21 protein-coding genes are annotated in these 24,817 nt (G+C 74.2%); 13 read left to right on the top strand and 8 right to left on the bottom strand.

All coding sequences use genetic code 11. The annotated features are described in order from the left end of the window. Window positions 1-88: 88 nt before the first annotated feature. Both ACFXGN_RS23790 and ACFXGN_RS23785 read right to left on the bottom strand, forming a co-directional pair. On the bottom strand, window positions 89-1,309 hold the full coding sequence (locus ACFXGN_RS23790; protein ID WP_384862611.1) for a toxic anion resistance protein: 1,221 nt from the start codon (window positions 1,307-1,309) through the stop codon (window positions 89-91). Further along, window positions 1,306-2,436 (bottom strand): hypothetical protein, encoded by a 1,131-nt coding sequence (locus ACFXGN_RS23785; RefSeq protein WP_384862608.1) that lies wholly within the window; start codon window positions 2,434-2,436, stop codon window positions 1,306-1,308. Before ACFXGN_RS23785 ends, ACFXGN_RS23790 begins: the two co-directional genes overlap by 4 nt. Window positions 2,437-2,534: 98 nt before the next feature. Here ACFXGN_RS23785 and ACFXGN_RS23780 point away from each other — a divergent pair, with 98 nt between their 5' ends. Next, the gene (locus ACFXGN_RS23780) at window positions 2,535-2,957 is read left to right on the top strand and encodes a hypothetical protein (RefSeq protein WP_384862605.1); all 423 of its coding nucleotides are present in this window, start codon (window positions 2,535-2,537) and stop codon (window positions 2,955-2,957) included. 62 nt (window positions 2,958-3,019) lie between these two features. Here the strand turns inward: ACFXGN_RS23780 and ACFXGN_RS23775 are convergent, their stop codons facing one another. Continuing rightward, complete coding sequence (locus ACFXGN_RS23775) at window positions 3,020-3,412, bottom strand: hypothetical protein (protein ID WP_384862603.1); 393 nt, start codon at window positions 3,410-3,412, stop codon at window positions 3,020-3,022. Window positions 3,413-3,527: 115 nt separating this feature from the next. Further along, window positions 3,528-4,739 carry a pyridoxal phosphate-dependent aminotransferase gene (locus ACFXGN_RS23770; protein WP_384862602.1) on the bottom strand — a complete coding sequence of 404 codons (1,212 nt, stop codon included), beginning with the start codon at window positions 4,737-4,739 and terminating at the stop codon, window positions 3,528-3,530. Window positions 4,740-4,887: 148 nt separating this feature from the next. Here ACFXGN_RS23770 and mptB point away from each other — a divergent pair, with 148 nt between their 5' ends. Further along, the gene (gene mptB / locus ACFXGN_RS23765; RefSeq protein ID WP_384862600.1) at window positions 4,888-6,408 is read left to right on the top strand and encodes a polyprenol phosphomannose-dependent alpha 1,6 mannosyltransferase MptB; all 1,521 of its coding nucleotides are present in this window, start codon (window positions 4,888-4,890) and stop codon (window positions 6,406-6,408) included. A 124-nt stretch (window positions 6,409-6,532) separates the two neighbouring features. On the opposite strand, the gene ACFXGN_RS23760 is transcribed toward mptB, so the two are convergent. After that, window positions 6,533-8,131 (bottom strand): amidohydrolase family protein, encoded by a 1,599-nt coding sequence (locus ACFXGN_RS23760; RefSeq protein WP_384862598.1) that lies wholly within the window; start codon window positions 8,129-8,131, stop codon window positions 6,533-6,535. Window positions 8,132-8,174: 43 nt separating this feature from the next. Further along, window positions 8,175-9,440 carry an alanine racemase gene (locus tag ACFXGN_RS23755; RefSeq protein WP_384862595.1) on the bottom strand — a complete coding sequence of 422 codons (1,266 nt, stop codon included), beginning with the start codon at window positions 9,438-9,440 and terminating at the stop codon, window positions 8,175-8,177. 1,115 nt (window positions 9,441-10,555) lie between these two features. On the opposite strand from ACFXGN_RS23755, the gene ACFXGN_RS23750 reads away from it, so the two are divergent. Genes ACFXGN_RS23750 through ACFXGN_RS23740 form a run of 3 tightly spaced genes read left to right on the top strand, consistent with a single transcriptional unit; the run spans window position 10,556 to window position 12,746 of the window. Then, the gene (locus ACFXGN_RS23750; protein WP_384862728.1) at window positions 10,556-11,548 is read left to right on the top strand and encodes a sugar kinase; all 993 of its coding nucleotides are present in this window, start codon (window positions 10,556-10,558) and stop codon (window positions 11,546-11,548) included. Continuing rightward, the gene (locus ACFXGN_RS23745) at window positions 11,545-12,339 is read left to right on the top strand and encodes an IclR family transcriptional regulator (RefSeq protein WP_384862592.1); all 795 of its coding nucleotides are present in this window, start codon (window positions 11,545-11,547) and stop codon (window positions 12,337-12,339) included. Before ACFXGN_RS23750 ends, ACFXGN_RS23745 begins: the two co-directional genes overlap by 4 nt. Then, window positions 12,336-12,746 carry a RidA family protein gene (locus ACFXGN_RS23740; RefSeq protein ID WP_188270661.1) on the top strand — a complete coding sequence of 137 codons (411 nt, stop codon included), beginning with the start codon at window positions 12,336-12,338 and terminating at the stop codon, window positions 12,744-12,746. The genes ACFXGN_RS23745 and ACFXGN_RS23740 overlap by 4 nt, the downstream gene beginning before the upstream one ends. Before the next feature lie 69 nt (window positions 12,747-12,815). Here ACFXGN_RS23740 and ACFXGN_RS23735 read toward each other — a convergent pair whose 3' ends face one another. Together ACFXGN_RS23735 and ACFXGN_RS23730 are read right to left on the bottom strand one after the other, a co-directional pair. Beyond that, complete coding sequence (locus tag ACFXGN_RS23735; RefSeq protein WP_384862589.1) at window positions 12,816-14,174, bottom strand: M14 family metallopeptidase; 1,359 nt, start codon at window positions 14,172-14,174, stop codon at window positions 12,816-12,818. 440 nt (window positions 14,175-14,614) lie between these two features. Beyond that, window positions 14,615-16,333, bottom strand: a complete 1,719-nt coding sequence (locus ACFXGN_RS23730; protein WP_384862586.1) for a chitinase — start codon at window positions 16,331-16,333, stop codon at window positions 14,615-14,617. Between the two features lie 607 nt (window positions 16,334-16,940). On the opposite strand from ACFXGN_RS23730, the gene ACFXGN_RS23725 reads away from it, so the two are divergent. From ACFXGN_RS23725 to ACFXGN_RS23690, 8 genes are all read left to right on the top strand, one after another. Then, complete coding sequence (locus tag ACFXGN_RS23725; protein WP_384862584.1) at window positions 16,941-17,801, top strand: hypothetical protein; 861 nt, start codon at window positions 16,941-16,943, stop codon at window positions 17,799-17,801. A gap of 54 nt (window positions 17,802-17,855) precedes the next feature. Beyond that, complete coding sequence (locus ACFXGN_RS23720) at window positions 17,856-18,563, top strand: RcpC/CpaB family pilus assembly protein (protein ID WP_384862582.1); 708 nt, start codon at window positions 17,856-17,858, stop codon at window positions 18,561-18,563. A gap of 7 nt (window positions 18,564-18,570) precedes the next feature. Further along, window positions 18,571-19,836 (top strand): CpaE family protein, encoded by a 1,266-nt coding sequence (locus ACFXGN_RS23715; RefSeq protein ID WP_384862579.1) that lies wholly within the window; start codon window positions 18,571-18,573, stop codon window positions 19,834-19,836. A 3-nt stretch (window positions 19,837-19,839) separates the two neighbouring features. Then, on the top strand, window positions 19,840-20,208 hold the full coding sequence (locus ACFXGN_RS23710; protein WP_384862577.1) for a TadE/TadG family type IV pilus assembly protein: 369 nt from the start codon (window positions 19,840-19,842) through the stop codon (window positions 20,206-20,208). A 929-nt stretch (window positions 20,209-21,137) separates the two neighbouring features. Continuing rightward, entirely contained in the window at window positions 21,138-21,455 is a 318-nt protein-coding gene (locus ACFXGN_RS23705; protein ID WP_384862725.1) for a TadE/TadG family type IV pilus assembly protein, read from the top strand. Beyond that, window positions 21,452-22,798: a CpaF family protein gene (locus ACFXGN_RS23700; protein WP_366440000.1), complete on the top strand. Its 1,347-nt coding sequence runs from the start codon at window positions 21,452-21,454 to the stop codon at window positions 22,796-22,798. Before ACFXGN_RS23705 ends, ACFXGN_RS23700 begins: the two co-directional genes overlap by 4 nt. Further along, window positions 22,795-23,736: a type II secretion system F family protein gene (locus ACFXGN_RS23695; RefSeq protein WP_384862574.1), complete on the top strand. Its 942-nt coding sequence runs from the start codon at window positions 22,795-22,797 to the stop codon at window positions 23,734-23,736. Before ACFXGN_RS23700 ends, ACFXGN_RS23695 begins: the two co-directional genes overlap by 4 nt. A 10-nt stretch (window positions 23,737-23,746) precedes the next feature. Further along, on the top strand, window positions 23,747-24,634 hold the full coding sequence (locus ACFXGN_RS23690) for a DUF5936 domain-containing protein (RefSeq protein ID WP_384862571.1): 888 nt from the start codon (window positions 23,747-23,749) through the stop codon (window positions 24,632-24,634). Window positions 24,635-24,817: the final 183 nt, after the last annotated feature.

Below are 24,817 nucleotides of genomic sequence, written 5' to 3'. Positions count from 1 at the left end.
GAGGTGGCGGGGGAGAGGGTCCGGGGCGGGGTGCGAGGCCGGGTGCCCGATGGTGGGCGGGGGCCGGTGCGGGGTCCGGTGCGGGTGGTCATGCGGGGGTGTCTTCCGGCAGCGGGCCGGTGCGGCGGCTGCGGTCCAGGTGGGCTCCGGCCCCCCGGAGTTCGGTGCTCAGCGCGTCGACGGTCGCCGCCATCGACTCCGTCGCCCGCGCCTTGTACGTGTCGATGGCGTCGAGGGTCCGGTAGATCTGCTGGAACGCGGTGCGCAGCGTCTCCGCGCCGATCGCCGGGTCGGCCGCGATCCGCTGGATCTCGCCCGCCTGGGTCGCCAGCATCTCCGCGTTGCCCCGGACGAGGTCCTCGGTCGTCGCACGCAGCGCGGTCACCTGCTCGGTGACCTTGCGCTGGTTCTCCAGCGCGGCGGCGAGCATCACCGCGATCCGCAGCGCGGACAGGGTCGTCGTCGCCGCCCGGTCGACGCCCTTGACCAGCTCGTCGTTGTTCCGGCGCACCACGTCCATGGCCAGGTACCCCTGGGCGCAGACGGCGAGCTGGGTCAGCAGGTCCTGGTGCTTCTGCCGGACCGGGAAGAGGAGGTCGGCGCGGAGCGCGTCCGCGCGGGCCGGGTCGGGGGCGCGTGCGACGCGCTCCTCCACGGCCGCGTCCAGCGCCTCGGTGAGCACCGCGTACTCCTGGAGCCTGCCCATGGTCTCCCAGAGGCGGGCCCGCTCGGTCAGCAACGCGGCGTTGTCCCGGCGCAGTTCGTCCTGGCCGCCGCGCAGCGCGCCGACGATCCGGTTCAGCGTGGTCTGCGCGGAGGCGTACGCGGTGACGTGGTCGCGGAACCGGTTCCCGCCGGGGAGCTTCGCCAGGAGGCCCTTGAGGCCCTTGCCGGGGGTGGCCCTGGGGTCCAGGTCCTCGACCGTGCGCCGGAGTTCGACCAGGGAGGAGCCGACCCGGGCCTGGGCGTCGCCGCCCGCGCCCCCGGAGCCCAGCGAGCGGACCGTGCGGTCGAGCATCCGGTTCGACTGCTGGGCGGCCGAGCGCATCTCGCCCGCGCCGAGCGCCGAGATCTCGCCGACGCGGCCCGCGAACTCGGGCGAGCGGACGTCGAGTCCGTCGAGCGAGCCGACGTACTCGGCGGCCCGGCGGGACATCTCGGTACGGACGGCCTCGTCCAGCGGCACCAGACCGGCGGCCCGCTCGGGGCGGACCGGCGGGACGGGCTCGGGCGGGGTGAGGACGAGCGGGGGCTCGTGCGCGGGCGGTGTCAGGGCCGTCGTCCTTCTCGGGTCCTCGGGTGCGGTCATGCGGTGTCTCCCTGGTCGCGGGCCCGCAGGGCCATCTCGTGCAGCACCGCGACGGTGGGCACGGGCGCCTGGCGGATTCCGGTCAGCGTCTGGTCGAGGTAGGCGGTGTGGGCCCCGGTCGCGGTGGTGAACTCGTCCGCCGCGCCCTGCGGGCGGAAGCCGTGGCGGGCCACGAGCCTGCGCAACTCCGGCTCGGTGGAGAGGAGTTCGCCGAGCAGTCGGCCGTTCTCGGTGAGCGGTACGAGGGTGTGGTCGCTGCTGACGGTGGTGTCCGGGTAGAGGACGACGAGGTCCCCCATCGGGCGTCCGGCCAGCAGCTGCGCGGCGACCTGGGACTCGTACACGAGGACGAGCGGATTGCCGACGCCGCTCACGAAGTCCCGGAAGGGGGCGTCGGAGCCGGACTGCTGGGCGCCCTGCACCTGGACGAGCTTGCGGAGCAGCGGGGCGGTGCGGGTCACGGCGGCGCTGTCGCCCGCGACCCGGCCGCCGTCGGCGACATAGCTCGCGGCGGCCAGGTAGAGGGCGCCGGAGCTGGAGGCGAGGGGGTCGGTGGAGGTGATGAAGACGGTGCCGCTGAGTTCTGCGTGGCCCGTGGAGCCCTTGAGCTGCTGCCAGGTCCGGTCGGCGCGGGCCGCCGCGAGGTAGGCGCCCATCTTCAGGGTGCCGCTGGTGCCGCGCGGGCCGAGGGTCGCCAGACCGTTCGCGGCGAGGACCCGGGCGGCGGCGCTGTGCGCGACGACGACGAGCGGTGAGTAGAAGGGGCGCAGCGGCGCGGTCGCCGCCCGGTCCTTCGTCCTCGCCTTGGCGCGGAGTCCGTCGGCCGGGCCCTTGGCGGCGGGGAACGCGAAGTCGTATCCGTCCAGGGGCAGTTCCTCCATGTCCCAGGACCCGGAGGTCTCCGTCACCACGGTGAGGCCCTTCGCGGCGAGGGCCTTCACCACCTGCGGGTCGGCGAAGAACTCGGCCTTCTCCGACCCGATCACTCCCCGCACGGTCTTCGTCGCCGTGCCCGTGTCCTTGTCGCCGCCCGTCACGAGGACGGCGGCCACGCCGCCGAGGAGCAGGGCGGCCAGGACGATTCCCAGGATGCGTCTCACGCGGGCAGCGTGCTCGCGGAAACCCACGTTCCAGGGGGAGTTGGGTGTACGGGGGGTGAAGGGCCGATCCCGGTACCGAACCGGAGCGGGGGGTACCGTGGACCTCCTTCGGGGGAGGTGGGGGAATGCCGCGATGGGCGGTGGTGACGCTGGTGGTGGCGGGGGCGCTCGTCGTGCTGGTGCCGGTGGGGATCTTCGTCGGTTACGTGTACGCGTACGGGGAGAACCACAAGGACATGCGGTTCCCGTCCGACGACGTGACGGTCGCGCGGTGCGGTCTCGATCCGGCCACCCGGCGGCCGGTGGCGGAGCTCTCGATCACCAGCGGGGCGGTCCGGGACGGCACCTTCGCGGTGACCGTGGGGTTCCTGGACGGGCAGGGGGCGACCGCCGACCGGGGCACCGGGGCGGCTCTGGAGGTCGCGCCCGGGGCCACCGGCACGACCGTGGTCACGGGCACCAAGGCCTTCGGAAGGGACGCGCCGCGCTGTGTCGTCGAGGACGCCGTCTTCGCGTCCACCGAAACCTCGGCTGCCACCGGCCCGTAAGGGCTCTGCCGGGGGTGGGTGGCACCCGGTCCGCGCGTTTCGTGACGCGCGGACCGGGGCCGTCAGGGGGCGCCGACCAGGGATTCCCCGGCCAGTGCCGCGGTGTGCGCGTCCATGCGCCCGGCGGCGAGGATCGCGGCGGCGGTGTCCGCCCGGGAGGCGGCGACGACCAGGGCGCGGCCCGCGAGGGCGTGGGCCCTGCGGTGCAGGTCCCTCGGCGCGGCGCCGCTCAGACCGGCGTGCCGGGCGGGCGGTGCGCCGCGCAGCCGTGCCACCTGGCGGGCGATCAGCTCGCCCGCCTCCGTGTCGCCCAGCTCGTCGGTGACGGCGAGGAGGGCGGCGAGGTGTCCGGCGAGCTGGATGTCCAGCTCCTCCTCGCGGGAGCGGTGCGGATACGCGTCCTGGGTGTCGTCGGCCATCCGGTGGACCGACTTGGTGCGGATCGGTTCGTACATGGGGACGGCCTCCTGAAGTGCTCGGGAGCCATCCTAGCTTAGATTTCGTCTAAAGTTGAGTGTTGTCCGGTGTGGGTGTGAGGAACGGCGGCGGCCCCCGTGGAGGGCCGGGCGGTCAGTGCTGGCCGTACCCGTCCAGGAACCGGCCGATCCGCGTCACCGCGTCCGCCAGGTCCGCCGCCGCGGGCAGGGTGACGATCCGGAAGTGATCGGGCTCGTGCCAGTTGAAGCCCGTCCCGTGCACCACCATGATCTTCTCCGTCCGCAGCAGGTCCAGGACCATCTGCCGGTCGTCCTTGATCTTGTAGACGTTCGGGTCGAGCCTCGGGAACAGGTACAGCGCCCCCTTCGGCTTCACGCACGTCACCCCCGGGATCCGGGTCAGCAGCTCGTACGCGGTGTCCCGCTGCTCCAGGAGCCGCCCGCCCGGCAGCACCAGGTCCTCGATGGACTGGCGGCCCTGGAGGGCCGCCGCCACCGCGTGCTGCGCGGGCATGTTCGCGCAGAGGCGCATGTTGGCCAGGATCGTGAGGCCCTCGATGTACGAGGACGCGTGGTGCTTCGGGCCGCAGACCGCGAGCCAGCCGCAGCGGAAGCCCGCCACCCGGTAGTTCTTGCTCATCCCGTTGAAGGTGAGGACCATCAGGTCGGGGGCGATGGCGGCGGTCGGGGTGTGCGTGGTGCCGTCGTAGAGGATCTTGTCGTAGATCTCGTCCGAGCAGACCACCAGATCGTGACGGCGGGCGATCTCCGTCAGGGCGCGCAGCATCTCGTCGTCGTAGACCGCGCCGGTCGGGTTGTTCGGATTGATGATCACGATCGCCTTGGTGCGGTCGGTGATCTTCCGCTCGATGTCCGCGAGGTCCGGCATCCAGTCCGCCTGCTCGTCGCAGCGGTAGTGCACGGCCGTACCGCCCGCGAGCGACACCGACGCCGTCCACAGCGGATAGTCCGGGGCGGGGACGAGGACCTCGTCGCCGTCGTCGAGCAGCGCCTGCATCGACATCTGGATCAGCTCCGAGACGCCGTTGCCGAGGTAGATGTCCTCGACGGAGAGCGGGATGCCCTTGGTCTCGTAGTGGCTCATCACCGCGCGGCGGGCCGCGAGCAGCCCCTTCGCGTCCCCGTAGCCGTGCGCCTCGGAGAGGTTGCGCAGGACGTCTTCCAGGATCGCGGGCGGGCACTCGAAGCCGAAGGCGGCCGGATTGCCGGTGTTCAGCTTGAGGATGCGATGACCCGCGGCTTCGAGCCGCATCGCCTCTTCGAGCACCGGACCCCGGATTTCGTAACAGACGTTGGCGAGCTTCGTGGACTGGATCACCTGCATGTCGAGAGCTTACGGCCGGGCGGGCCGGGCCGCCTCGTGTTTTGGGCCACGCGGAGCGCGCCGGGGGCCCGGTGGGACGGGGGTCCGGCGGCCCCCGGGCCGCCGGGGCGGGCGGGGGCGCCCGGACGGCGGGATAGGTTGGGCGGTCATGTGGGTTTTCAGCGCCTCCGGATGCCGGTGGCTGGGTGTGGCCGGATCGCTCGCCGTCGCCGCGGGCGGGTGGGCCGCCGGAACGCTGCCGGTGCTCGGCGGCCGGGGACTGTGGGAGCCGCGCGGCTCCGCCCTCACCCTGGCCGGTGCCCTGCTCGCGTACCTCGGCCTCGCGGTGCTCGTCGCCGCCTGGTGGCGGTACGGGGTCCTGCTCGCCAGGGGGCCGCGCCACGGCGTCCTCGGCACCCTCGTCGGCTGGACCGTGCCGCTGCTGTTCGCCCCGCCGCTGCACAGCGCCGACGTCTACAGCTACATCGCGCAGGGCGCCATGGTCGTCGAGGGGTACGACGTGTACGGCGGCGGGCCCGCCGTCCTCGGCCCCGGCGAGCTGGGCGCCGACGCCGCCGCGTCCGTCGGCGGCCACTGGACCGACACCCCGGCACCGTACGGGCCCGCCTTCCTCGTCCTGGCCCGGCTGGTCGTCGAACTGACCGGCGGCTCGGTCGTCCCCGCCGTGCTCGGCATGAGGCTCCTCGCGGTCGGCGCGCTCGCGCTGATCGTCTGGGCCGTCCGGGCGCTCGGCGGCGGACCCGGCGGACGGGACGGCGCGGTGTGGCTCGCCGCGCTCAACCCGCTGCTGCTGGTCCATGTCGTCGGCGGCGCCCACAACGACGGCCTGACGGCCGGTCTGATGCTGGCGGGCGTGGTGCTCGCGGTGCGCGGGCGCTGGGTGCTCGGCTGCGTCCTCGTCGGACTCGCCATGATGGTCAAGTCGCCCGCGGCGGTGGCGCTGCTGTTCATCGGCGTGACGGTCGCCCGGCGCGACGGCGGCGTCCGGGGCGTCCTCAAGGGGCTCGTCCTGCCGGGGCTCGTCGCCGCGACGGTGGCCGCCGCCGCGACGGTCGCCGCCGGGACCGGCTTCGGCTGGCTGCGGACGCAGAGCGTCGCCGGGACCATCCACACCGCGCTCTCGGTCACCAGCGACCTCGGGCTCGGCCTCGGGCTGCTCCTCGGCGACGACCCCGACCCCGTGAAGAACGTCGTGCAGAAGCTCGGGCTGCTGCTCGCGGCCGTGATCGTCCTGGAGCTGGCCCGGCGGGCCTGGCGGGGCCGGATCGACCCGGTCCTGGGCCTCGGCCTCGCCCTGGTCGCCCTGGTGGCGCTCTCCCCGATGGTCCAGCCCTGGTACCTGCTGTGGGGGACGACCGTGGTCGCGGCGACGGCGTGGCGGAGCCGGGCCGGACAGCTCCTCGCGGTGCTCTCGGCGGCGCTCGTCTGGGAGACGGCCCCGTCCGGACGCACCCCCTGGTACGGCTTCGTGCTGGCCGGGGCGGTCCTCGCGGCCGGTCTGCTGTGGGCGCGGCGCGACCCGTGGCCCCGGGCGGGGGGGCCCGCGCCCGGCCCGTTCGTCGGCGCTTCGGTCGGCGCTTCCGTCGGCGCGCAGGCGGGCCCGCCGGACGGGCCGCCCGCCGATCCCTCCGCCGACCCGTCTCCCGGAGCGGTGGCGGCCGGGCGGTAGGGGCGCGCCGCTCCCGCCCGGCCGGTGGGGCCGGAGTCGTACGGGGCAGGCCGGTCCGGTCCGGCGGCCGGGGCGGCGGATCCGGTCCGGTGCCGGTCGGCGGGGCCGCCCGGTCCCGGTCCCCTCAGCGGACGCGGGTCCGGCGGACCGACCTTCCCGCGAGGGCGTCCGTGCGCCGCCCGTCCTCCATCACGAAACGGCCGTCGACCAGGACGTGCGGGATGCCCGTCGGCAGCGTCCGGGGCTCGGCGTACGTCGAGCCCGCGCCGACCGTCTCCGGATCGAAGAGGACCAGGTCCGCCACGTACCCCTCGCGGACCAGACCCCGGTCCGGCAGCCGCAGCCGGGCCGCCGGGCGCCCGGTCAGATGGGCCACGCACTCCTCCAGGGAGAGGACGCCCAGCTCGCGCACGTACCGGCCCAGGTACCGGGGGAACGTGCCGTACGCCCGGGGGTGCGGCTTGGTGCCCTGGAGGATGCCGTCCGAGCCGCCGGTGTGCGCCCGGTGCCGCATGATCGTCCGGACGTTCTCCTCGTGGCCCACGTGCTGGAGGATCGTGGAGCCGAGCCGGTCCGCCAGGAGCAGGCGGCGGGCCGTCGGCCAGCCGTCCACCCGGCGGCCCACGTACTCCGCGAGCCCCGGCTCCGAGACCCCCGAGATCTCGATCGTGTCCCAGTCGACCGGCACCCCGTGGCAGCCGTCCGAGCCGACGACCTCCAGATGGTGCCGGACGCGCTCGGCCGTCGCGTCGTCACGGAGCCGGGCGAGGACCGCCTCGGGACCGCCCTCGCCCGCCCAGCTCGGCAGCAGCGCGACCAGGGTCGTACAGCCGGGCGTGTAGGGGTAGGTGTCGAGGCTGATGTCCGCGCCCCCGTCGATGGCCGCGTCGAGCAGCGCGAGCAGCTCCGGGGCCCGGCCCTCGTTCACCCCGAAGTTCATCGTGGCGTGGGCCAGGTGCAGCGCGCAGCCCGCGTCCCGGGTCAGCCGCACCATCTCCTCGTACGCCCGCAGCGCCCCCGCCCCGTACGAACGGTGGTGCGGGCAGTAGTAGCCGCCGTACCGGGCCACGACCCGGCACAGCTCGGTCAGCTCGGCGTCCGGCGCGTACATCCCCGGGGTGTACGTGAGGCCGGACGACATGCCGACGGCGCCCTGCTCCAGGCCCTCCGCGACCAGCCGCCGCATCCGGTCCAGCTCCGCCCCCGTGGCCGCCCGGTCGTCCCAGCCCACGGCCAGCATCCGGACCGTGCCCTGGGGGACGAGATAGGCCGCGTTGACGGCGATGCCCCGGCCGTCGTGGCCCCGGTCGAGACGGTCGAGGTACTCGCCGACCGTGCGCCAGTCGAAGTCGATGTCGTCGCCGGAGCCGTTCCAGCCGGTGATGGCCCTGCGGACCTCCGCGAGCGTGCGGTCGTCGGCGGGCGCGTACGAGAGGCCGTCCTGGCCCAGCACTTCGAGGGTCACCCCCTGCGCGGCCTTGGCCAGGTGCTCCGGGTCGCGGAGCAGCGCGAGGTCGCTGTGGGCGTGCATGTCGATGAAGCCGGGGGCCAGTACGAGCCCCTCGGCGTCCACGGAGCGCCGGGCGGTGGGGCGCTGGCACCCCGCCGCCGAGGCCTCCTGGACGATCGCGGCGATCCGGCCGCCCTCGATCGCCACGTCGGCGCGGTAGGAGGGGCCGCCGGTGCCGTCGACGACCTCCGCGTCACGGAAGACGAGATCCATGGGTGTCCTGCTCTCCGTCCTGCTCCCTGTTCGCTTCCCGCTCCTAGAAGAAGGTCCGGACGTAGTCGACCACCGTGCCGTCCGCCTCCACCAGCGGGATCAGCTGCCACTTGTCGAAGGCCGTGCACGGGTGCGAGAGCCCCATGCCGAGCCAGTCGCCGACCTCCAGGGCGGCGCCCTCCCCGGTCCGTACCCAGGCGTGCTGGTCGGAGAGGCCGGTCACGGTGATGCCGTCGGCGGGCCGGATCTCGCCGGTGTGCCCGTCGCGGACCACCTGGGCCTCGGGCAGGTGCAGGTCGTGGGCGGCGTCGCGCTTGCCCGCGTTGGTGAACGCCTGCTCGGGCGTCGGGCGGGACACCACCTGCGACCAGAGCCGGAAGGCGGGCTCCAGGGCGCCCTCCCCGGGGACCCGGTTGAACGGGGTCAGCTTCCGGTAGTGGCCGTCGTCGTGGGAGACGTACGCGCCGGAGCGCAGCAGCCGCAGGACCGGCAGGGACAGCGCGGGGAGCTCCGCGAAGACCTCGGCGACCGCGTCGAACCAGGCGCTGCCGCCCGCGCTGACGACGATCTCGCCGATCGCCGGGTCGAAGCGGCCCGCCGCGTCGAAGCGGGCGGCGAGCGCGGTCAGCCGCCGGAGCCAGGTCCTGACCCGCTCGCCGTCGGCGTCCGGCACCTCGCCCTCGTACCCGGCGACGCCGACGAGCCGGAGCGTGCCGGTCGCGGCGACCGCGTCGGCGACCGCCGCGCAGTCGGCCTCGGTGCGCGCTCCGGTACGGGCCCCCTCGCCCGCGCCCAGTTCGACGACGACGTCCACCGGGCGGGTCGCCCCGGCGGCGCTCAGGGCCTCGTCCATGAGCTCCACGCCCCGGACGGAGTCGACGTAGCAGACGAACCGGAAACCGGGGTCGGCGTCCAGCTCGGCGGCGAGCCAGCGCAGCGCGACGGCGTCCACCAGTTCGTTGGCGAGGAAGATCCGGGCGATGCCGTGGGCCCGGTAGACACGGGCCTGGTGGGGCACGGCGGCGGTGATGCCCCAGGCGCCGTGCGCGAGCTGCCGGTCGAACAGCTGGGGGGCCATGGAGGTCTTGCCGTGCGGGGCGAAGGCGAGGCCGTGGCGCTCGGCGTACGTCTCCAGGAGGCGCAGGTTGTGCTCGACGGACTCGGCGGACAGGGCGAGGACGGGGGTGGTGAAACCGCCGGTGAAGAGGTTGCGCCGCTGGGCCGCGAGCTCGCCGACGGTCAGGCCCTCGGCGTCCGGGGGCAGGGCCTTGAATCGGTGGTCGACGCGCTCGTTCGCCAGGTCGGGCATGAGGCCTCCTCATCGAGGGTGTTGCAGGATGTGCAACACTCATTGCGCATATTGCTCATCGCTGTCTAACATCCGGGCCGAGGCCGGGTCAATGGAATCCGGAGAGTCGAGCCACGGGGAGCCCGAGAGTGAGCGGACACGCGCCCGCGGACCCGAGCGGGGCCGCGGTTCCCGGCGGGGCGCCGGGGAACGCGGGATCGGGCGGGGCGCCCGGGAACGTGACGGGGCCGGGGGGCGCCGAGGCGTCCGGCGCGGTGCCGTCCGGCGCCTCGGCGGCCCGTGCGGCCACGCCACCGGCTCCGGCGGCCCGCGAGGCGGCCCCGGCGGGGGCCGTGAGGCCCGTGCGCGCCCGGGAGGCCGGTCGGCCTCCGGGCTCGGAGGCCGCGCCGTGTCCGGCCCCCGCGCCGGACGCGACGACTGCGGCCCCCGCGCCGAACACGACCACCGCGCCGGACGTGACGACTGCGGCCCCCGTGCCGGACGCGGCCCCCGTGCCGGACGCGGCCCCCGTGCCGGACGCGGCCCCCGTGCCGGACGCGGCCCCCGTGCCGGACGCGGCGACCGCGTCCGGACCGGGGCGGGGGAGTGTTCCGGCGCTGACACCGGCCCCGGCCCCGGCTCCGGCTCGTGTACCGGCTCCGGCTCACGCACCGGCACCGGCTCCGGCTCCGGCGTGCGTGCCAGCTCCGGCACTGGCTCACGCGCCAGCACCGGTTTACGCACCGGCTTCGGCTTACGCACCAGCACCGGCTTGTGCACCGGCTTCGGTTCCGGCTTACGCACCGGCACCGGCTTACGGACCGGCACCGGCACCGGCTTACGTGCCAGCTCCGGCACTGGCTCACGCACCGGCACCGGCACCAGCTTCGGCTCTCTCGCCCGCTCCGGTTCGGGCGGTGGTTCCGGGGGGCGTACGGGTGCGAGTCGGTGCCCCGCTCCCGGGGGCCGGAGCCGCCCCGGCGGAGGTCCCGGTTCCCGGGGTCGACGTGGCGCCCGTACCGGTGTCGACGGGTGCTCCCGGTGAGGGGGAGCGGCCCGCGCCCGTCCCGGCCGTGGCGCCCGGGCCGGTGGACGGGGGGGCGTCCGGGCCCGATGTCGTCTGTCTCGGCGAGTCCATGGTGACCTTCCTGCCCACCCGGCCGGGGCGGCTCGCCGACGTGCCCGCGTTCACCCGGGCCATCGGCGGCGCCGAGTCCAACGTCGCCTGCGCCCTCGCCGCCGCCGGACACCGGGTCCGCTGGGTCGGCCGGGTCGGCCGCGACGGCTTCGGCGACCACCTCGTCGAGACCATCGCCGCCCACGGCGTCGACGTCCGGGACGTCGGCCGCGACCCGCGCCGCCCGACCGGCGTCTACTTCCGCACCGCCGCCGACCGCTCCACCGACGCCCACGAGGTCGCCTACTACCGGGCCGGTTCCGCCGCCTCCGCGATGTCTCCCGCGACCGTGCCGTACGACACCGTCGCCGACGGGCGCGTCCTGCACCTCTCCGGCATCACCGCCGCCCTCTCCGCCGACTGCCTGGCCCTGATGCGCGAACTCACCGCCGTCCGGCCGGGCCGCCCGCTCGTCTCCTTCGACCTCAACTACCGGCCCGCGCTCTGGCCCGGCGGCCCGGCCGCCGCCGGACCCGTCCTCCTCGACCTCGCCCGCCGCGCCGACCTCCTCTTCGTCGGCGCCGACGAGGCCGCCCAGGTGTGGGGCCTGGCGGACATCGACGCCGTCGTGGCGGCGCTCCCCGAGCCCGCCCTGCTGATCGTCAAGCTCGGCGAGCACGGCGCCGTCGCCTTCGACCGCCGCGACCGCACGGCCGCCCCCGCCGTCACCCGGGTCCCCGCCCCCCGGGTGGACGTCGTCGCCCCGGTCGGCGCCGGGGACGCCTTCGCCGCCGGGTTCCTCTCCGCGACCCTGCGCGGGCTCGACGTCCGGGCCCGGCTCCGGCACGGACACCTGGCCGCCGCCGCCGCGCTCACCGTCCCCGGCGACCTCGCGCCCCCGCCCCGCCGGGCCCACGCCGACCGGCTGGCCGCGCTCGACGACGCCGCCTGGGGCACACTTCACCTCGGCCCCGGCTGGACCGGGGACGACCAGGAGGTACGCACCCCATGAGCCAGACCGTCGACCGGGCGCTCAGCATCCTGCCGCTGCTCGCCCAGGGCCCCGCCGACCTCGGGCAGGTCGCCGACCGGCTCGGCGTCCACAAGTCCACGGCCCTGCGCCTGCTGCGCACCCTCCACGAACACGGCCTGGTGCACCGGCAGCAGGACCAGCGGTACCGGCTCGGCGCCCGGCTCTTCGCCCTCGCCCAGGAGGCGGTGGAGAACCTCGACATCCGCGAGATCGCCCACCCGTACCTGACCGCGCTCAACGAGCGGATCGGGCACACGATCCACCTCGCGGTCCGTGAGGAGGGCGAGGTCCTCTACATCGACAAGGTCGAGAGCCGCTACCCGGTCCGGATGTACTCGCGCATCGGCAAGCCCGTCGCGATCACCGTCGCCGCCGTCGCCAAACTGCTGCTCGCCGATCTCCCCGAGCAGGAGCGGCGCGCCATCGCCGCGAAGCTCGACTACCCTCCGTACACGTCCCGTTCGACCCCGAACGCCGCCGCCTTCCTCAAGGAGCTGGCGACCGTACGCGAACAGGGCTGGGCCACCGACCTCGGCGGCCACGAGGAGTCCATCAACTGCGTGGGCGCCCCCGTCCGCGGCGCCGACGGGCGCGTCGTCGCCGCGATGTCGGTCTCGGCGCCCAACGTGGTCGTCACGGCCGAGGAACTCCTCACCCTCCTCCCGCAGGTGCGCCGCACCGCGGACGCCATCAGCCGGGAGTACTCCGGCACCGCCCCGGGCGCCGACCGCGAGTACCCCGGCACCGCCCCGACCAAGGACACCGCATGAGCGAGAAGACCGCGATCACCCCCGCCACGCACACCGCCCCGCCCGCGAAGTTCTCGCACGGCGTGCGGAAGGGCAACATCCTCCAGGTCGCCGGTCAGGTCGGCTTCCTGCCCGCCGTCGAGGGCCAGGCCCCGACCGTCGCCGGGCCGACCCTGCGCGAGCAGACCCTGCAGACCTTCGCCAACGTCAAGGCGATCCTGGAGGAGGGCGGTGCGAGCTGGGACGACGTGATGATGACGCGCGTCTACCTGACGGACGTGGACCACTTCGCCGAGATGAACGAGATCTACAACCAGTACTTCGAGGAGCAGGGCCTCAAGGCCCCCGCCTCGGCCCGTACGACCGTCTACGTCGGCCTCCCGGCCGGTCTGCTCATCGAGATCGACGCGCTCGCCGTCCTGGGCTGAGCCCCGGCGGAACACGAGGGGGCGCCCCGGCCGCGCGGCCGGGGCGCCCTCACGCGTGCGTACGGACCGTCAGGCCGCGCAGTACTGCGCCTGCTTGCCGATCGAGCGGTACATGCAGTCCGCGTTCTCCAGGAGCTGGAGGACGGCGTCCCGGTTGCGGCTGGTCTCGCGCTCGATGACCTCGTCGGGCGGGTAGAAACCGCCCCCGCCGGCCGAGGACGGGTACATCTCGAAGGTGTACCCGAAGATCCGCTGGGAGCCCCACAGCCAGTCGTCGATCGACCCGTCCGTGATGTACAGGTCGCTGGACTGCTCCGGCGTGTAGCCGTTGCTCGCGGCCATGCTCGTGCCGACCTTCGCGAAGGCGTCCCGGTCGTCCTGGGTCATGCCGGGGGCGGTGTTCGCGGTGGTCCAGCCGAAGGGCCAGAGCACCAGTTCGCTGTAGGTGTGGAAGTCGATGGCCGCGGTGATCTGCTGCTTGCCGCCGACGATCCGGGTGCGCACGAAGTCGGCGACGACCTTCACCTCGGGGGCGGACTCGGGGGCCGCGCCCCGGTAGGTCTCGGAGCTCTTGGAGCTGGAGGAGCCGCCGCAGCAGCCCCACTTGTAGTCCCAGTTCCGGTTCATGTCCGTGCCGATGTACGAGGAGCCGGTGTTGGGCTGCCGGTTCTTGCGCCAGCTCCGGTAGGAGCCGGTGGCGATGTCGTACTCGCCGCCGTCCGGGTTGAGGTCGGGGACGATCCAGATCTCGCGGCTGTTCACCATGCTGGTGATCCGGCTGTCGGTGCCGTACCCGGCGCCCAGCTCGCGCAGCAGGTACAGCGCCATCTCGACGGTGAGGTGCTCGCGGGCGTGCTGGTGGTGGGTGAAGAGGACCTCGGGCTCGTTCTCGTCGGTGGCGACGTTGTCGCTGATCTTGATGGCGACGATGTCCCGGCCCTCGTACGACTTCCCGATCACCCGCCTGCTCATGATCGACGGGTACTGGGCGAGCCGCTGGGCGATCTCCGTGTTCGCCTCCGCGTAGTTGTGGTACCTCGCGTCGGCGGAGGGGAAGTCGAGCGGGCCGAGGGCGGACCGGGCGGACTCGCCCCGGTCCGGGGGCGCGGGCAGCGCGGTGACCGGGTGGCCGAGCGCCCTGAGCCGCTTCAGCTGCTCGGTGTTGGCGCTGACGACGACCGAGCGGGCGTCGACCTCGTCGATGGAGACGCCGGTGGCGGCGGCGAGCGCGGTGCGGTCGGCGGCGGTGGCGGGTCCGGCGACCTCGTACTGCCGGATCACCTCCTCGACGCCGGAGGCGATGCGGGCGGCGGTCGGCGCCGGGTCGGCCCCGGCGGGGGTGGTGAGGGCGGAGAGGGGCGCCGCGAGGGCGAGCGCCACGAGGGCCGCGAGGGTGGCGGTCCTTCTGCCGCGGGTGGGACGTCGCATGGTGTCTCCTGGGTGGGAGTGTGGGGGAGTGCGACAAAAACGTGCGGGTGTCCGGCCACATGGTGAAGCCATGTCATGGACTGGTCAAGGTGGGGGGTTCGGCCACGGTGCCCCGCGGCGAGGCTCTCGGGGGACGCACGGTGGGGCACGAGCCGGGCGAAAGCGGTACGAGGGGCCGCCCGGTGGGGTCCGCCGTGGCCGGAAGGTGCGGGGAGGGCGTGCCGGAGCCGGAGCCGGTGCCGGTGCCGGAGCCGGAGGCGGGAAGCGGAGGCGCGGCCGGGAGACCTGGAGGCGGTGGGGCGGCCGGGTCCGGACGCGCCGCAGCGCCGCCGGGGGAGCGGCGGCGCTGCGGGTGGGGTGCCGTACGGCCGGACCGGAGCGGACGGCCGTACGGCGGGGTGTCGCGGGGGACGGAGCCCGCGACGGGGTGTCGCGCCGGGTTACGGCAGGCCGTGGACGTGCGGGCCGACCGCGTTCGACCAGGCGTTGCCCGCCGTCGCGTCCCAGTTGGTCGACCAGGTCATCGCGCCGCGCAGGGTCGGCCACGCCTGGGCCGGCTTGTAGGTGCCGCAGCCGGTGAGCTTGGTCAGGCAGTCGAGCGCGTTCTTCACGATCTGCGGGTCGACGTAACCGCTGCCCGCGCCCCGGGTGGAGGCGGGGACGCCCAGGCCGACCTGCGAGGGGTCGAGACCGCCCTGGATCTGGATGCAGGCGAGCGCGGTGAGGAAGTCCACCGAGCCCTGGCTGTAGACCTTGCCGTCGCAGCCCAGCATCGCACCGCTGTTGTAGTACTGGGTGTTGACGACCGTGAGGATGTCCTTCACCGCGAGCGCCGTCTTGAAGTACTCGGTGCCCGTGCTCTGCATGTCGATGGTCTGCGGGGCCATCGTCAGGACCATGGAGGAGCCCGCCTTGGCGGAGAGCTGGCGCAGCGCCTTGGTCAGGTAGGTCGAGTTGATGCCGTGCTCGAGGTCGATGTCGATCCCGTTGAAGCCGTACTCCTGGAACAGGGCGTACGCGCTGTTCGCGAAGGCGGTGGCGCTGGCGTCACTGTTGATCGTGACGTTGCCCTTCTCGCCGCCGACGGAGATGATCACCGACTTGCCCGCGGCCTTCTTCGCGGCGACGTCCGCCTTGAAGTCGGCGACCGAGGCGTAGCCGACGGCCGGGTCCAGGTTGAAGGTGATCTGGCCGGGCGTGGTCGTCGAGTCCGCGAAGGAGACGGCGATGATGTCGTACTGGGCCTGTACGTCACGGAGCTTCTGGACCGTGGCGCCGTTGTTGAAGTTCTGCCAGTAGCCGGTGACCGCGTGCTTGGGCACGGCCGGGCCGGGGCCCGTGTTGTCCTTGGCGGTCCTGGCCGCGACGGCCGTGGACTTGGCGGACTCGCCCGCGGTGTTCGTCGCGGAGACCTGGAACTGGTACGCGGTGTCGGCGGCGAGACCGGAGACGGTGGCCGAGGTGCCGGTGACCGTCTGCGGGTTGGCCCCGTCCCGGTAGACCTTGTAGGCGGTGGCTCCGGCGACGGCGTTCCAGCTCAGGGCCACCGACGAGTTGGTGACCGTGCCCGTGGCGAGACCGGCCGGGGTGGCCGGGATCACCGGGTCGGGGTCCGGGACGCCGCCGCCGTCGGGGCCGAAGACGCTGACGTCGTCGACGACGTAGGCGGAGGTGCCGTACCAGCCGTGGGTGTAGATCTGCACCGAGGTGGTGCTCGCGCCGGTGGTGAAGGTGGTGGTGAGCTGCTTCCAGGTGGGGCTGTCGGGCGTCCAGGTGGAGACGGTGCCGGTGCCGGTCCCGGTGTTGGCGGCGCCGAGGTACGCGTAACCGCCCTGGACCCACGCACTCAGCGTGTAGGTCGAGTTGGGCTTCACGGTCACGTTCTGCGTGCACTTGGCGTTGTCGAGCCCGCCCGGGGCGGCCCTGAGGGCGCCGACACCGGTGCGGACCGGGGTGGCGACGACGGCGCCGCTCCCGGCGGAACAGGCCCAGTTGGTCAGGCCGTTCTCGAATCCGGCGTTCTTGGCGACGTTGACGTCGGCCGCCTGGGCGGTGCCGGCTCCGCCGACGAGGACGAGCCCGGTGCCGACGGCGAGCGCGAGGGCTCCGCCGAGCCAGCGGCGTCCGTGCGGGCGGATGGTGGTGCGGTCCACGTGCATCCTCCGGTGGGGGAGTTGTGGGGATCTGGAGGTGCCGTACGTCGTCGTACGGGGGCCCCGTACGGGTACGGGGCTGTGCGGGGGGTACGGAAAACGTGCGGTGTGCGGGGGGTGCGGACGGCGGCCACCGTTGTCGGAACAAGCTGGTCCAGACCAATCCCGTTGTCAAGACCTCTGACAGCAAGGGCTGTTCGGGCGGGGTGGCGGCCGGGGCGGAGTACGGGGTGGAGTACGGGGCGAAAGCCCGAGGTGGGGCGCGGGGCGAAGTGGGGTGGAGCGCGGGACGGAAGCCGGGGCGGGGTGCGGGGTGAAGTCGGGGCGGGGCGTGGGGCGAAGTCGGTGTGGGGCGAGGGTGGGAGGGGCCCGGTCCAGGGCCCCTGACCCGAAAGGAACCCGGCCCCCGACCTGAAGAACCCGGACCCCCGACCCGGAGGAACCCCGGCCCCCGGCCCGAAGAAAAGGGAGCAGCTTGGTGGATTGTGTGTTCACCACCCAGGGTGGCGTGGATAAGGTGCAGAGGCGGCGGCGCCTGCGGTGACGCCCCGAACGCGGTAAGTGATCCGCGGCCCCCGGGACGCGGGAGGCCGACGGGGACGGGGGGTCCGACGTGCCGACAGCGATCGCGGTCACCAGCGCCGATCTGGTGCTGCCCCCCACCGACCCCGGAACCCCCCAGGCGGCCGTCCTCCCGGCCCCCGGGACCCAGCCGCTCGACGCCTCCGTCGCCGACATGCAGCAGCTCCTCGCCCGCTACGGACACGTGGTCGTGGTCTGCCCCGCCTCCGACCCGGCGCCCGTCGAGCACCGGCTGCGCGCCGTCCGGGGCCTGCTGGAGAGCGACCGGATCGCCCTGGTCCGCACGGATCTGCCGCCCCTCGGCGCCGCCGTCCTCGTCCGCCAGCTCCGCCAGCTCGCGGGCTGCGACCTCAGCCCCGGAGTCCTCGCCTCCGCCGCCCGGCTGCTCGCCCACTACATCTACGCCGGAGCCGTCCTCGGCAGCGTCTCCCGCCTCGACCGCGTCCCCGTCGGCCTCGGCTCCCACCTCAAGGGCTGGTTCCCCGGCGCCCACTTCGCGGTCCTCGCCGGACCGACCCCCCAGATGATCCGCCTGGGCAAGAGCGAGGAATCCCTCGCCGGGCCCGAGTTCGCCACCGAACTCCTCCTCGCCCGAGGCCAGCTCCAGACCGACTGGCCCGCCAGCACCCTCGCCCCCGGCTGGGGCATCGGGGGCCGGCCCCAGGAGACCCCGCTGCCCGGGGCCTCGCCCGGCTGGTGGGGCACCGGGAAGCTCGTCGAGTTCGCCGCGTACCTCCCCGACCTGCCGGTCCTCTACCAACTGGTCTCCTCCGTACGGCGCGAGACCTGCCACTGGTGCGCCATGGACCTCATCGGCGACCGCTGCGGATTCTGCGCCGCGCCGGTCGCCGGGCACCCCGTACCGACGCCCGCGCGGGACGCCGCACCGTGACCGGCACCGCCCCCCGCCCGCTCCGACCCACGCCCCGATCGAGGTAGTCCGGCCATGAACTCCCGCCAGCGCCGCGGCGTCATCCTGCTGCTGCTGTCCGTCCTGTGCGCCCTCGGCGCCTTCGCCGGTGTCCTCGCCGTCATCAGCGACGTGAACTCGAAGGTCGGACCGGAGACCACCGCGTACCGCATCAAGGACGACGTGGCCCCCTACACCGCCCTGCGCCCGAACCAGTTCGAGAAGTTCAGCGTTCCCGAGCGCTGGCTCTCCGGCACCGCCGTCACCGACCTGCGCCAGATCGAGGGCAAGATCGCCGTCACCCGGCTGAAGGCGGGCTCCCTCCTCCAGTCCGACATGATCGTCAAACGGCCCGAACTCCAGCCGGGACAGCAGGAGATCGCCATCATGATCGACGCGGGCACCGGCGTCGCCGGAAAGATCACCGCCGGGGCCACGGTCAACATCTACGCCACCTTCGCGGGCGAGAAGAAGGGCGAGGCCGCCCAGTCCCGCATGATCGTCGCCGGGGCCCGGGTCATGGACGTCGGCCGCCTCACCCCCATCGGCGACCGCTCCGACCGCACCGACCGGGCCACCTCCGCCGTCCCCATCACCTTCGCCCTCTCCACCCTCGACACCCAGCGCGTCGCGTACGCCGAGTCCTTCGCCGAGCACGTGCGCCTCGCCCTCGTCGCCCCCAGCACCGGCGGCGCCCCCGCGGACAAGGGCGACCGCACCTACACGCTCGAAAAGGACAAGTGAGGCCGGTATGACCATCAGGATCCTGCCGGCCGTCGGCGACCCCGACGCGGCCCGGTCCGTGACCACGCTGATCGGCCAGCTCCCCGACGCCGAACCCGCCCCGCCGGTCACCGACTCCACCCAGCTCGTCGACACCCTCGCCCGGCTCGCCGCCGCCTCCCTCGACGAACTCCCCGAAGTCGTCCTCGTCCACGAGCGGATCGGACCGGTCCCCGCCCTCGAACTCGTCCGCGAGGTGGCCCTCCGCTTCCCCGCCGTCGGCGTGGTCCTCATCACCGCCGACGCCAGCCCCGTGCTCTTCTCCGCCGCCATGGACTCCGGCGCGCGCGGTCTGGTCACCCTCCCCCTGGGCTACGAGGAACTCGCCAGCCGCGTCCAGGCCGCTGCCCAGTGGTCCCTGGGCGTCCGCCGCCACCTCGGCGGCGGCGCCGAGCAGAGCACCGGGCCCGGCGGCACGGTCGTCACCGTCAGCGGCGCCAAGGGCGGTGTCGGCACCACCGTCACCGCCGTCCAGCTCGCCCTCGCCGCCCGCGCCTCGGGACGGACCGTCGCCCTCGTCGACATGGACCTCCAGAGCGGCGACCTCGCCTCCTACCTCGACGTCCAGTTCCGCCGCTCCGTCGCCGACCTGGCCACCATCACCGACATCTCGCCGCGGGTCCTCCAGGACGCCGTGTACGTCCACGAGACCGGGCTGTCCCTGCTCCTCGCGCCCGCCGAGGGCGAACGCGGCGAGGAGGTCACCGACCGCGCCGCCCGCCAGATCGTCAGCGCCCTGCGCGGACGCCACGAGGTCGTCGTCGTCGACTGCGGCTCCCAGCTGAGCGGCGCGGGCGCCGCCGCCGTCGAGATGGCCGACACCGCCCTCCTCGTCGTCACCCCCGACGTCGTCGCGGTCCGCGCCGCCCGGCGGACCGTCCGCATGTGGGAACGGCTCCAGGTCCGCAAGGCGGAGGAGACCGTCACGGTCGTCAACCGGCACGGCCGTTCCACCGAGATCCAGCCGCCCCTCGTCCAGAAGATCACCGGCACCCGGGTGGCGGGGGTCTCCGTCCCCGCGCAGTTCAAGGAGCTCCAGGCGGTCGTCGACGCGGGCAAACTGCACGAGCTCGACGCCAGGTCCACGGTCAAGCAGGCCCTGTGGGCCCTCGCGGGAGAGCTGGGCCTCGTCGGGACGCCCGCCGCCGGTGCCGCCGACCGGCCGGGCAAGCAGCTCGTGCGCGCGGGCGACCGAGGCTCGCTCGGCCTGCGCCGCCGCACCGGAGGACGCTGAGCCGTGACCGCGATCCGGGACGACGACAGGGGACAGGTGGCGGTGGAGTTCACCGGCATGGTGCCGGTGATCCTGCTGACCCTCGCCCTGCTCTGGCAGATCGTCCTGGTCGGCTACACGTTCACCCTGGCGGGGAACGCGGCGGACGAGGCGGCCCGCGCGGCGGCGGTCGGCGACGACTGCGGCGAGGCCGCCCTGCGCCACCTCGACGGAGCCTGGGCCTCCGGCGCCTCGCCGCGCTGCTCGAAGGGCGGCGGCATGGTGACGGCGGTCGTGAAGATCGACGTCCCGCTCCTGATCCCGGGCCTCGGCAGCCTCTACCCGGTCACGGCCGAGGCCGCGGCGGTGGACGAGACGGACCTCGCCCGATGACCCCCGAGAACCGGCCCCACGAAGCCCCCTCCCGCTCCCGTACCCCCACGCCCCCGAACGCCCCGGGGACGCCCCTGGACGGCACTCGTACGATGCCGGACCCGGCCACGAGGAAGGCCCCCGGCGCCGGTGCCCGCCCGTCTCCGGACGGCCGCGCTCGTACGGAGCCGGAGGCGGCCCGCGCCGTTGTTCGTACGATGCCGGGCCCGGCCGCAGGGAAGCCGCCCGGCACCAGTGGCCGTACGTCTCCGGACGGCCACGCTCGTACGCAGCCGCAGACGGCCCGCGCCGCCGCTCGTAAGGCGGCGGGCCCGCGTACGGGAACGGCCCCCGGCACCGATGCCTCCCCGGGCTCCCGCGCCCGTGCGGCGACCGCCCCCCGTGCGGGAGCGGCGCCCCGCGCCCGTACGGCCCCGGGCCCCCGGGCCTGCCCGACGCCAGGCGCGTCGGACACGGCCCCGAGCCGCGCCCGTACCCCGAGGGGCTCGTGGGCGGGGGAGTCGGCCCCGGCCCGCGCCGCCGCCCGTACGGCGGCGGATCCGCATACGGGAAAGGCCCCCGGCACCGATGCCTCCCCGGGCTCCCGCGCCCGTGCGGCGACCGCCCCCCGTGCGGGAGCGGCGGCCCGTGCCCGTACGGCCCCGGGCCCCCGGGCCTGCCCGACGCCAGGCGCGTCGGACACGGCCCCGAGCCGCGCCCGTACGGCGGCGGATCCGCATACGGGTAAGGCCCCCGGCACCGATGCCACCCCGGACCCCCGCCCCCGCGCGGCGACCGCCCCCCGTACAGGAGCGCCGCCCCGCCCCCGTACGGCCCCGGGACCGCGCCCCGTCCCCCCGGCGGCGACCGCGGCCCCGTCCCCCCGGGCGGACCGCCCGCCCGCCCGGCACCGGGACCGGGGTCAGGCCGCCGTCGAGTACCTCGGGTTCCTGCCCGTCCTGCTGATCGTCGGACTCGCCGGGCTCCAGCTCGGCGTCGCCGCGTACGCCGCCCAGCAGGCGGGCACCGCCGCCCGCGCCGCCGCGCGGGCGCAGGCGGTGCTGAGCGACGACCCGCACGGCCCCGCCCCCGGCGCCGTCGGCCGCGCTGCCGCCCCCTGGGCCACCGCCGTCGACGCGCGCTCGGAGGGCGACGCCGCCGTCGCCACCGTCACCGTCCGCGTCCCCTCCGTCGTGCCCTTCTGGGACTTCGACCCCGTCGAGAAGACCGCCACCATGCCCCTGAGCGACGAGGAGGCCCGGCCATGAGCCTGCGCTCCCGGATCAACGCCCCCGAGGAACGCGGCGGCCCCGCCGCGGCCCGGGAGGACGGCCACCTCGTCGCCGCCTTCCGCGCCAAGCTCCTGGAGGAGATCGACCTCACCGAGATGTCGGCGCTGGCCGCCGCCGAGCGCCGGGCCCGGCTGGAACGCGTCCTCGGCCACATCATCAGCCGCGAGGGCCCGGTCCTCTCCACCGCCGAACGCTCCCAGCTGATCCGCCGGGTCGTCGACGAGGCCCTCGGACTCGGCGTCCTCGAACCGCTCCTCGAAGACGCCTCCATCACCGAGATCATGGTCAACGGCCCCGACCAGATCTTCATCGAACGCGCGGGCCGCGTCGAACTCCTGCCGCTCCGCTTCGCCTCCCACGACCAGCTGATGCAGACCATCGAGCGGATCGTCTCCACCGTCAACCGGCGCGTCGACGAGTCCAACCCGATGGTCGACGCCCGGCTCCCGTCCGGCGAACGCGTCAACGTCATCATCCCGCCGCTCTCCCTCACCGGGGCCACCCTCACCATCCGCCGCTTCCCCCGCGCGTACACCCTCCACGAGATGGTCGGCCTCGGCTCCCTCGACGAGCAGATGCTGCTGCTGCTCTCCGGGCTCGTCCAGGCCAAGTTCAACCTGATCGTCTCCGGCGCCACCGGCACCGGGAAGACCACCCTCCTCAACGCCCTCTCCGGCCTCGTCCCCGACGGCGAACGCATCATCACCATCGAGGACTCCGCCGAACTCCAGCTCCAGCAGTCCCACGTCATCCGGCTCGAAGCCCGCCCGCCGAACATCGAGGGCCGGGGCGCCATCACCATCCGCGACCTCGTCCGCAACTCCCTGCGGATGCGCCCCGACCGGATCATCGTCGGAGAGGTCCGCGGCGGTGAGACCCTCGACATGCTCCAGGCCATGTCCACCGGCCACGACGGCTCCCTGGCCACCGTCCACGCCAACTCCGCCGAGGACGCCCTGATGCGTCTCCAGACCCTCGCCTCCATGTCCGAGGTCAAGGTTCCCTTCGAGGCGCTCCGCGACCAGATCAACAGCGCCGTCGACGTCCTCGTCCAGCTCACCCGGCACCCCGACGGCACCCGCAGGATCACCGAGATCTCCGTCCTCGCCTCGCACGGCAGGGAACGGTTCCTGCTCGCCACCGTCTGCCGCTTCCACGCCCAGCCGCTCGCCGCCGACGGCCGGGTGTACGGGCAGTTCACCTACCACCCGCTGCCCCGGCGCGTCGCCGAACGCCTGTACCTGGCGGGCCAGCCCCTCCCGCAGGCCTTCGGCGTGGCCCCGACCGACGCCCACCTCACCACCCGCGAGGCGGAATGATGACCGACCCCTTCTGGCTCACGGTGGCCGTGACGCTCCTCGCCTGCGCGCTCGGCATCACCGGCGTTCAGCTGTACGCGAGCGGGGCCCGCCGCCACGCGGCCCTCGTCGCCCGCCTCGACGACACCGCCGCACCCGGCACCGGAGGCCGCCGCCGCGCCTTCCGCGGCATCGACCGGCGGGTCCGGCGCACCGCCCTCGGCCGGAGACTGGAACTGCGGATCGCGGCCACCGGACGGGACATCACCCCGGGCGAGTTCACCGTCGCCCTCGCCGCGACCGTCGTCGTCCTCTGGACGGCGGGACAGGCCGCGCTGTCCCCGTTCTTCGGCCCGATCTGCGGACTCCTCGGCATCTGGGCCGCCCTCGGCTACCTCAACTGGCAGCGCCAGAAACGCATCGAGAAGTTCATCAACCAGCTCCCCGAACTCTCCCGCATCCTGGCCAACGCCACCCAGGCCGGACTCGCCCTCCGGATGGCCCTCAGCCTCGCCGCCGACGAACTCGAAGCCCCCGCGGGCGACGAACTGGAGAAGGTCGCCCAGCAGTTGGCCGTCGGCACCTCCCTCGACGACGCCCTCGGCGAACTCGCCGAACGCCTGCCCTCCCGCGAACTCGTCGTCCTCGTCACCACCCTGGTCCTCGCCAACCGGGCGGGCGGCACCGTCGTCTCCTCCCTGCGCAACCTCACCGAGACCCTGGAGGAACGCAAGGAGACCCGGCGCGAGGTCCGCACCCAGCTCTCCCAGGTGAGCATGACCGCGTACTCCGTCCCCGTCATCGGCATCGGCTCCCTCTTCCTCATCGACAACATGCAGCCCGGCGCCCTCGACCGCATGACCGGCTCCGGCATCGGACAGGCGGCCGTCGTCGCCGCCTTCGCCCTGTACGCGGTCGGCTTCGTCGTCATCCGCCGCTTCTCCAAGATCGACGTGTAGGGGCCGCGCCATGGGACTCCTCCTCTCCCTCCTCGCCGGGCTCTCCGTCGCGGGCATCGGCTACGGTCTGCGCCTCTACCGCGCCGACGCCAAGCTCCCCGACGACCTCAGGCTCGCCCTGGAGGTCGGCGCCACCCGCACCGGCGCCGTCGACTCCGCCGTCGACCGGCTCGGTATGCGCTGGTCCCCGGCGGTGCTCCGGCTCATGGGCCCGGCGCGCGTCAACGCCGTACGCCGCCGCATCGACCTCGCGGGGAACCCCGGCGGCCTCACCATCGACCGGTACGGGGCCCGCCGGGCCGTCTACGGCTTCCTGGGCCTCCTCGGCGCCCTCCTGATGCTCGGCAGGGGCTCGTACCTGACCGCCCTGCTGCTGCTCGCCTTCGGCGCCTTCTGGACCGAGGTCGGCATCTGGTCCGCCGTCCGCATCCGCAAGGACCAGATCGAACGCACCCTGCCGGACTTCCTCGACGTCCTCGCCGTCGTCGTCTCCGCCGGACTCGGCTTCCGCCAGGCCCTCGAACGCGTCGCCGAGAAGTACGAGGGCCCCTGGGCCGACGAACTCCGCATCACCCTGCGCCAGATGGACATGGGCGTCAGCCGCAGACAGGCCTTCGACGAACTGCGCCGCCGCAACGACTCCGAACAGGTCGCCCAGTTCGTCACCGCCCTCCAGCAGGGCGAGGAACTCGGCGCGCCGATCGTCGACACCCTCATCCAGATCGCCGACGACATGCGCCGCACCGACGCCCAGAACGCGCGCCGCAAGGCCGCCAGGGCGGTCCCCAAGGCGACCATGGTCATCACCACCCTCATGGTCCCCGCCACGATCATCCTCCTCGGCGCGGGCCTCTTCCTCGGCACCGGCACGGACTTCGGCTCGGTCGCCGGTGAGTGAGGAGGGCGGGACGGGAGACGGCGGACGGGCCCCGGAGCGGCCCGGCGCGCCTCCCCGGGGAGAACACGGCCGAGCATCACATCTTCGTCAAACCGCCCACCCGCACCGGGACGGAGGCCATAGCCTCCAGGCTGGGCACCGGGCCCCGCCCGCGACCGGACCTGACGAATGGGCCCCGGGGCC

This window comes from Streptomyces sp. NPDC059247, assembly GCF_042754005.1.
Lineage (GTDB): Bacteria > Actinomycetota > Actinomycetes > Streptomycetales > Streptomycetaceae > Streptomyces.
The sequence above is the reverse complement of the archived record's forward strand: the minus strand, read 5'-3'. Positions and strand labels throughout refer to the sequence as shown.

Bases quoted from the DNA above. Each gene is read 5' to 3' on its own strand.
- ACFXGN_RS23695 (WP_384862574.1), top strand. From the start codon at position 22,795: ATGATGACCGACCCCTTCTGGCTCACGGTGGCCGTGACGCTCCTCGCC.
- ACFXGN_RS23780 (WP_384862605.1), top strand. From the start codon at position 2,535: ATGCCGCGATGGGCGGTGGTGACGCTGGTGGTGGCGGGGGCGCTCGTC.
- ACFXGN_RS23755 (WP_384862595.1), bottom strand. From the start codon at position 9,440: ATGCCCGACCTGGCGAACGAGCGCGTCGACCACCGATTCAAGGCCCTG.
- mptB (WP_384862600.1), top strand. From the start codon at position 4,888: ATGTGGGTTTTCAGCGCCTCCGGATGCCGGTGGCTGGGTGTGGCCGGA.
- ACFXGN_RS23715 (WP_384862579.1), top strand. From the start codon at position 18,571: ATGACCATCAGGATCCTGCCGGCCGTCGGCGACCCCGACGCGGCCCGG.
- ACFXGN_RS23730 (WP_384862586.1), bottom strand. From the start codon at position 16,333: ATGCACGTGGACCGCACCACCATCCGCCCGCACGGACGCCGCTGGCTC.
- ACFXGN_RS23720 (WP_384862582.1), top strand. From the start codon at position 17,856: ATGAACTCCCGCCAGCGCCGCGGCGTCATCCTGCTGCTGCTGTCCGTC.
- ACFXGN_RS23740 (WP_188270661.1), top strand. From the start codon at position 12,336: ATGAGCGAGAAGACCGCGATCACCCCCGCCACGCACACCGCCCCGCCC.
- ACFXGN_RS23745 (WP_384862592.1), top strand. From the start codon at position 11,545: ATGAGCCAGACCGTCGACCGGGCGCTCAGCATCCTGCCGCTGCTCGCC.
- ACFXGN_RS23770 (WP_384862602.1), bottom strand. From the start codon at position 4,739: ATGCAGGTGATCCAGTCCACGAAGCTCGCCAACGTCTGTTACGAAATC.
- ACFXGN_RS23775 (WP_384862603.1), bottom strand. From the start codon at position 3,412: ATGTACGAACCGATCCGCACCAAGTCGGTCCACCGGATGGCCGACGAC.
- ACFXGN_RS23700 (WP_366440000.1), top strand. From the start codon at position 21,452: ATGAGCCTGCGCTCCCGGATCAACGCCCCCGAGGAACGCGGCGGCCCC.
- ACFXGN_RS23760 (WP_384862598.1), bottom strand. From the start codon at position 8,131: ATGGATCTCGTCTTCCGTGACGCGGAGGTCGTCGACGGCACCGGCGGC.
- ACFXGN_RS23750 (WP_384862728.1), top strand. From the start codon at position 10,556: ATGGTGACCTTCCTGCCCACCCGGCCGGGGCGGCTCGCCGACGTGCCC.
- ACFXGN_RS23690 (WP_384862571.1), top strand. From the start codon at position 23,747: ATGGGACTCCTCCTCTCCCTCCTCGCCGGGCTCTCCGTCGCGGGCATC.
- ACFXGN_RS23735 (WP_384862589.1), bottom strand. From the start codon at position 14,174: ATGCGACGTCCCACCCGCGGCAGAAGGACCGCCACCCTCGCGGCCCTC.
- ACFXGN_RS23790 (WP_384862611.1), bottom strand. From the start codon at position 1,309: ATGACCGCACCCGAGGACCCGAGAAGGACGACGGCCCTGACACCGCCC.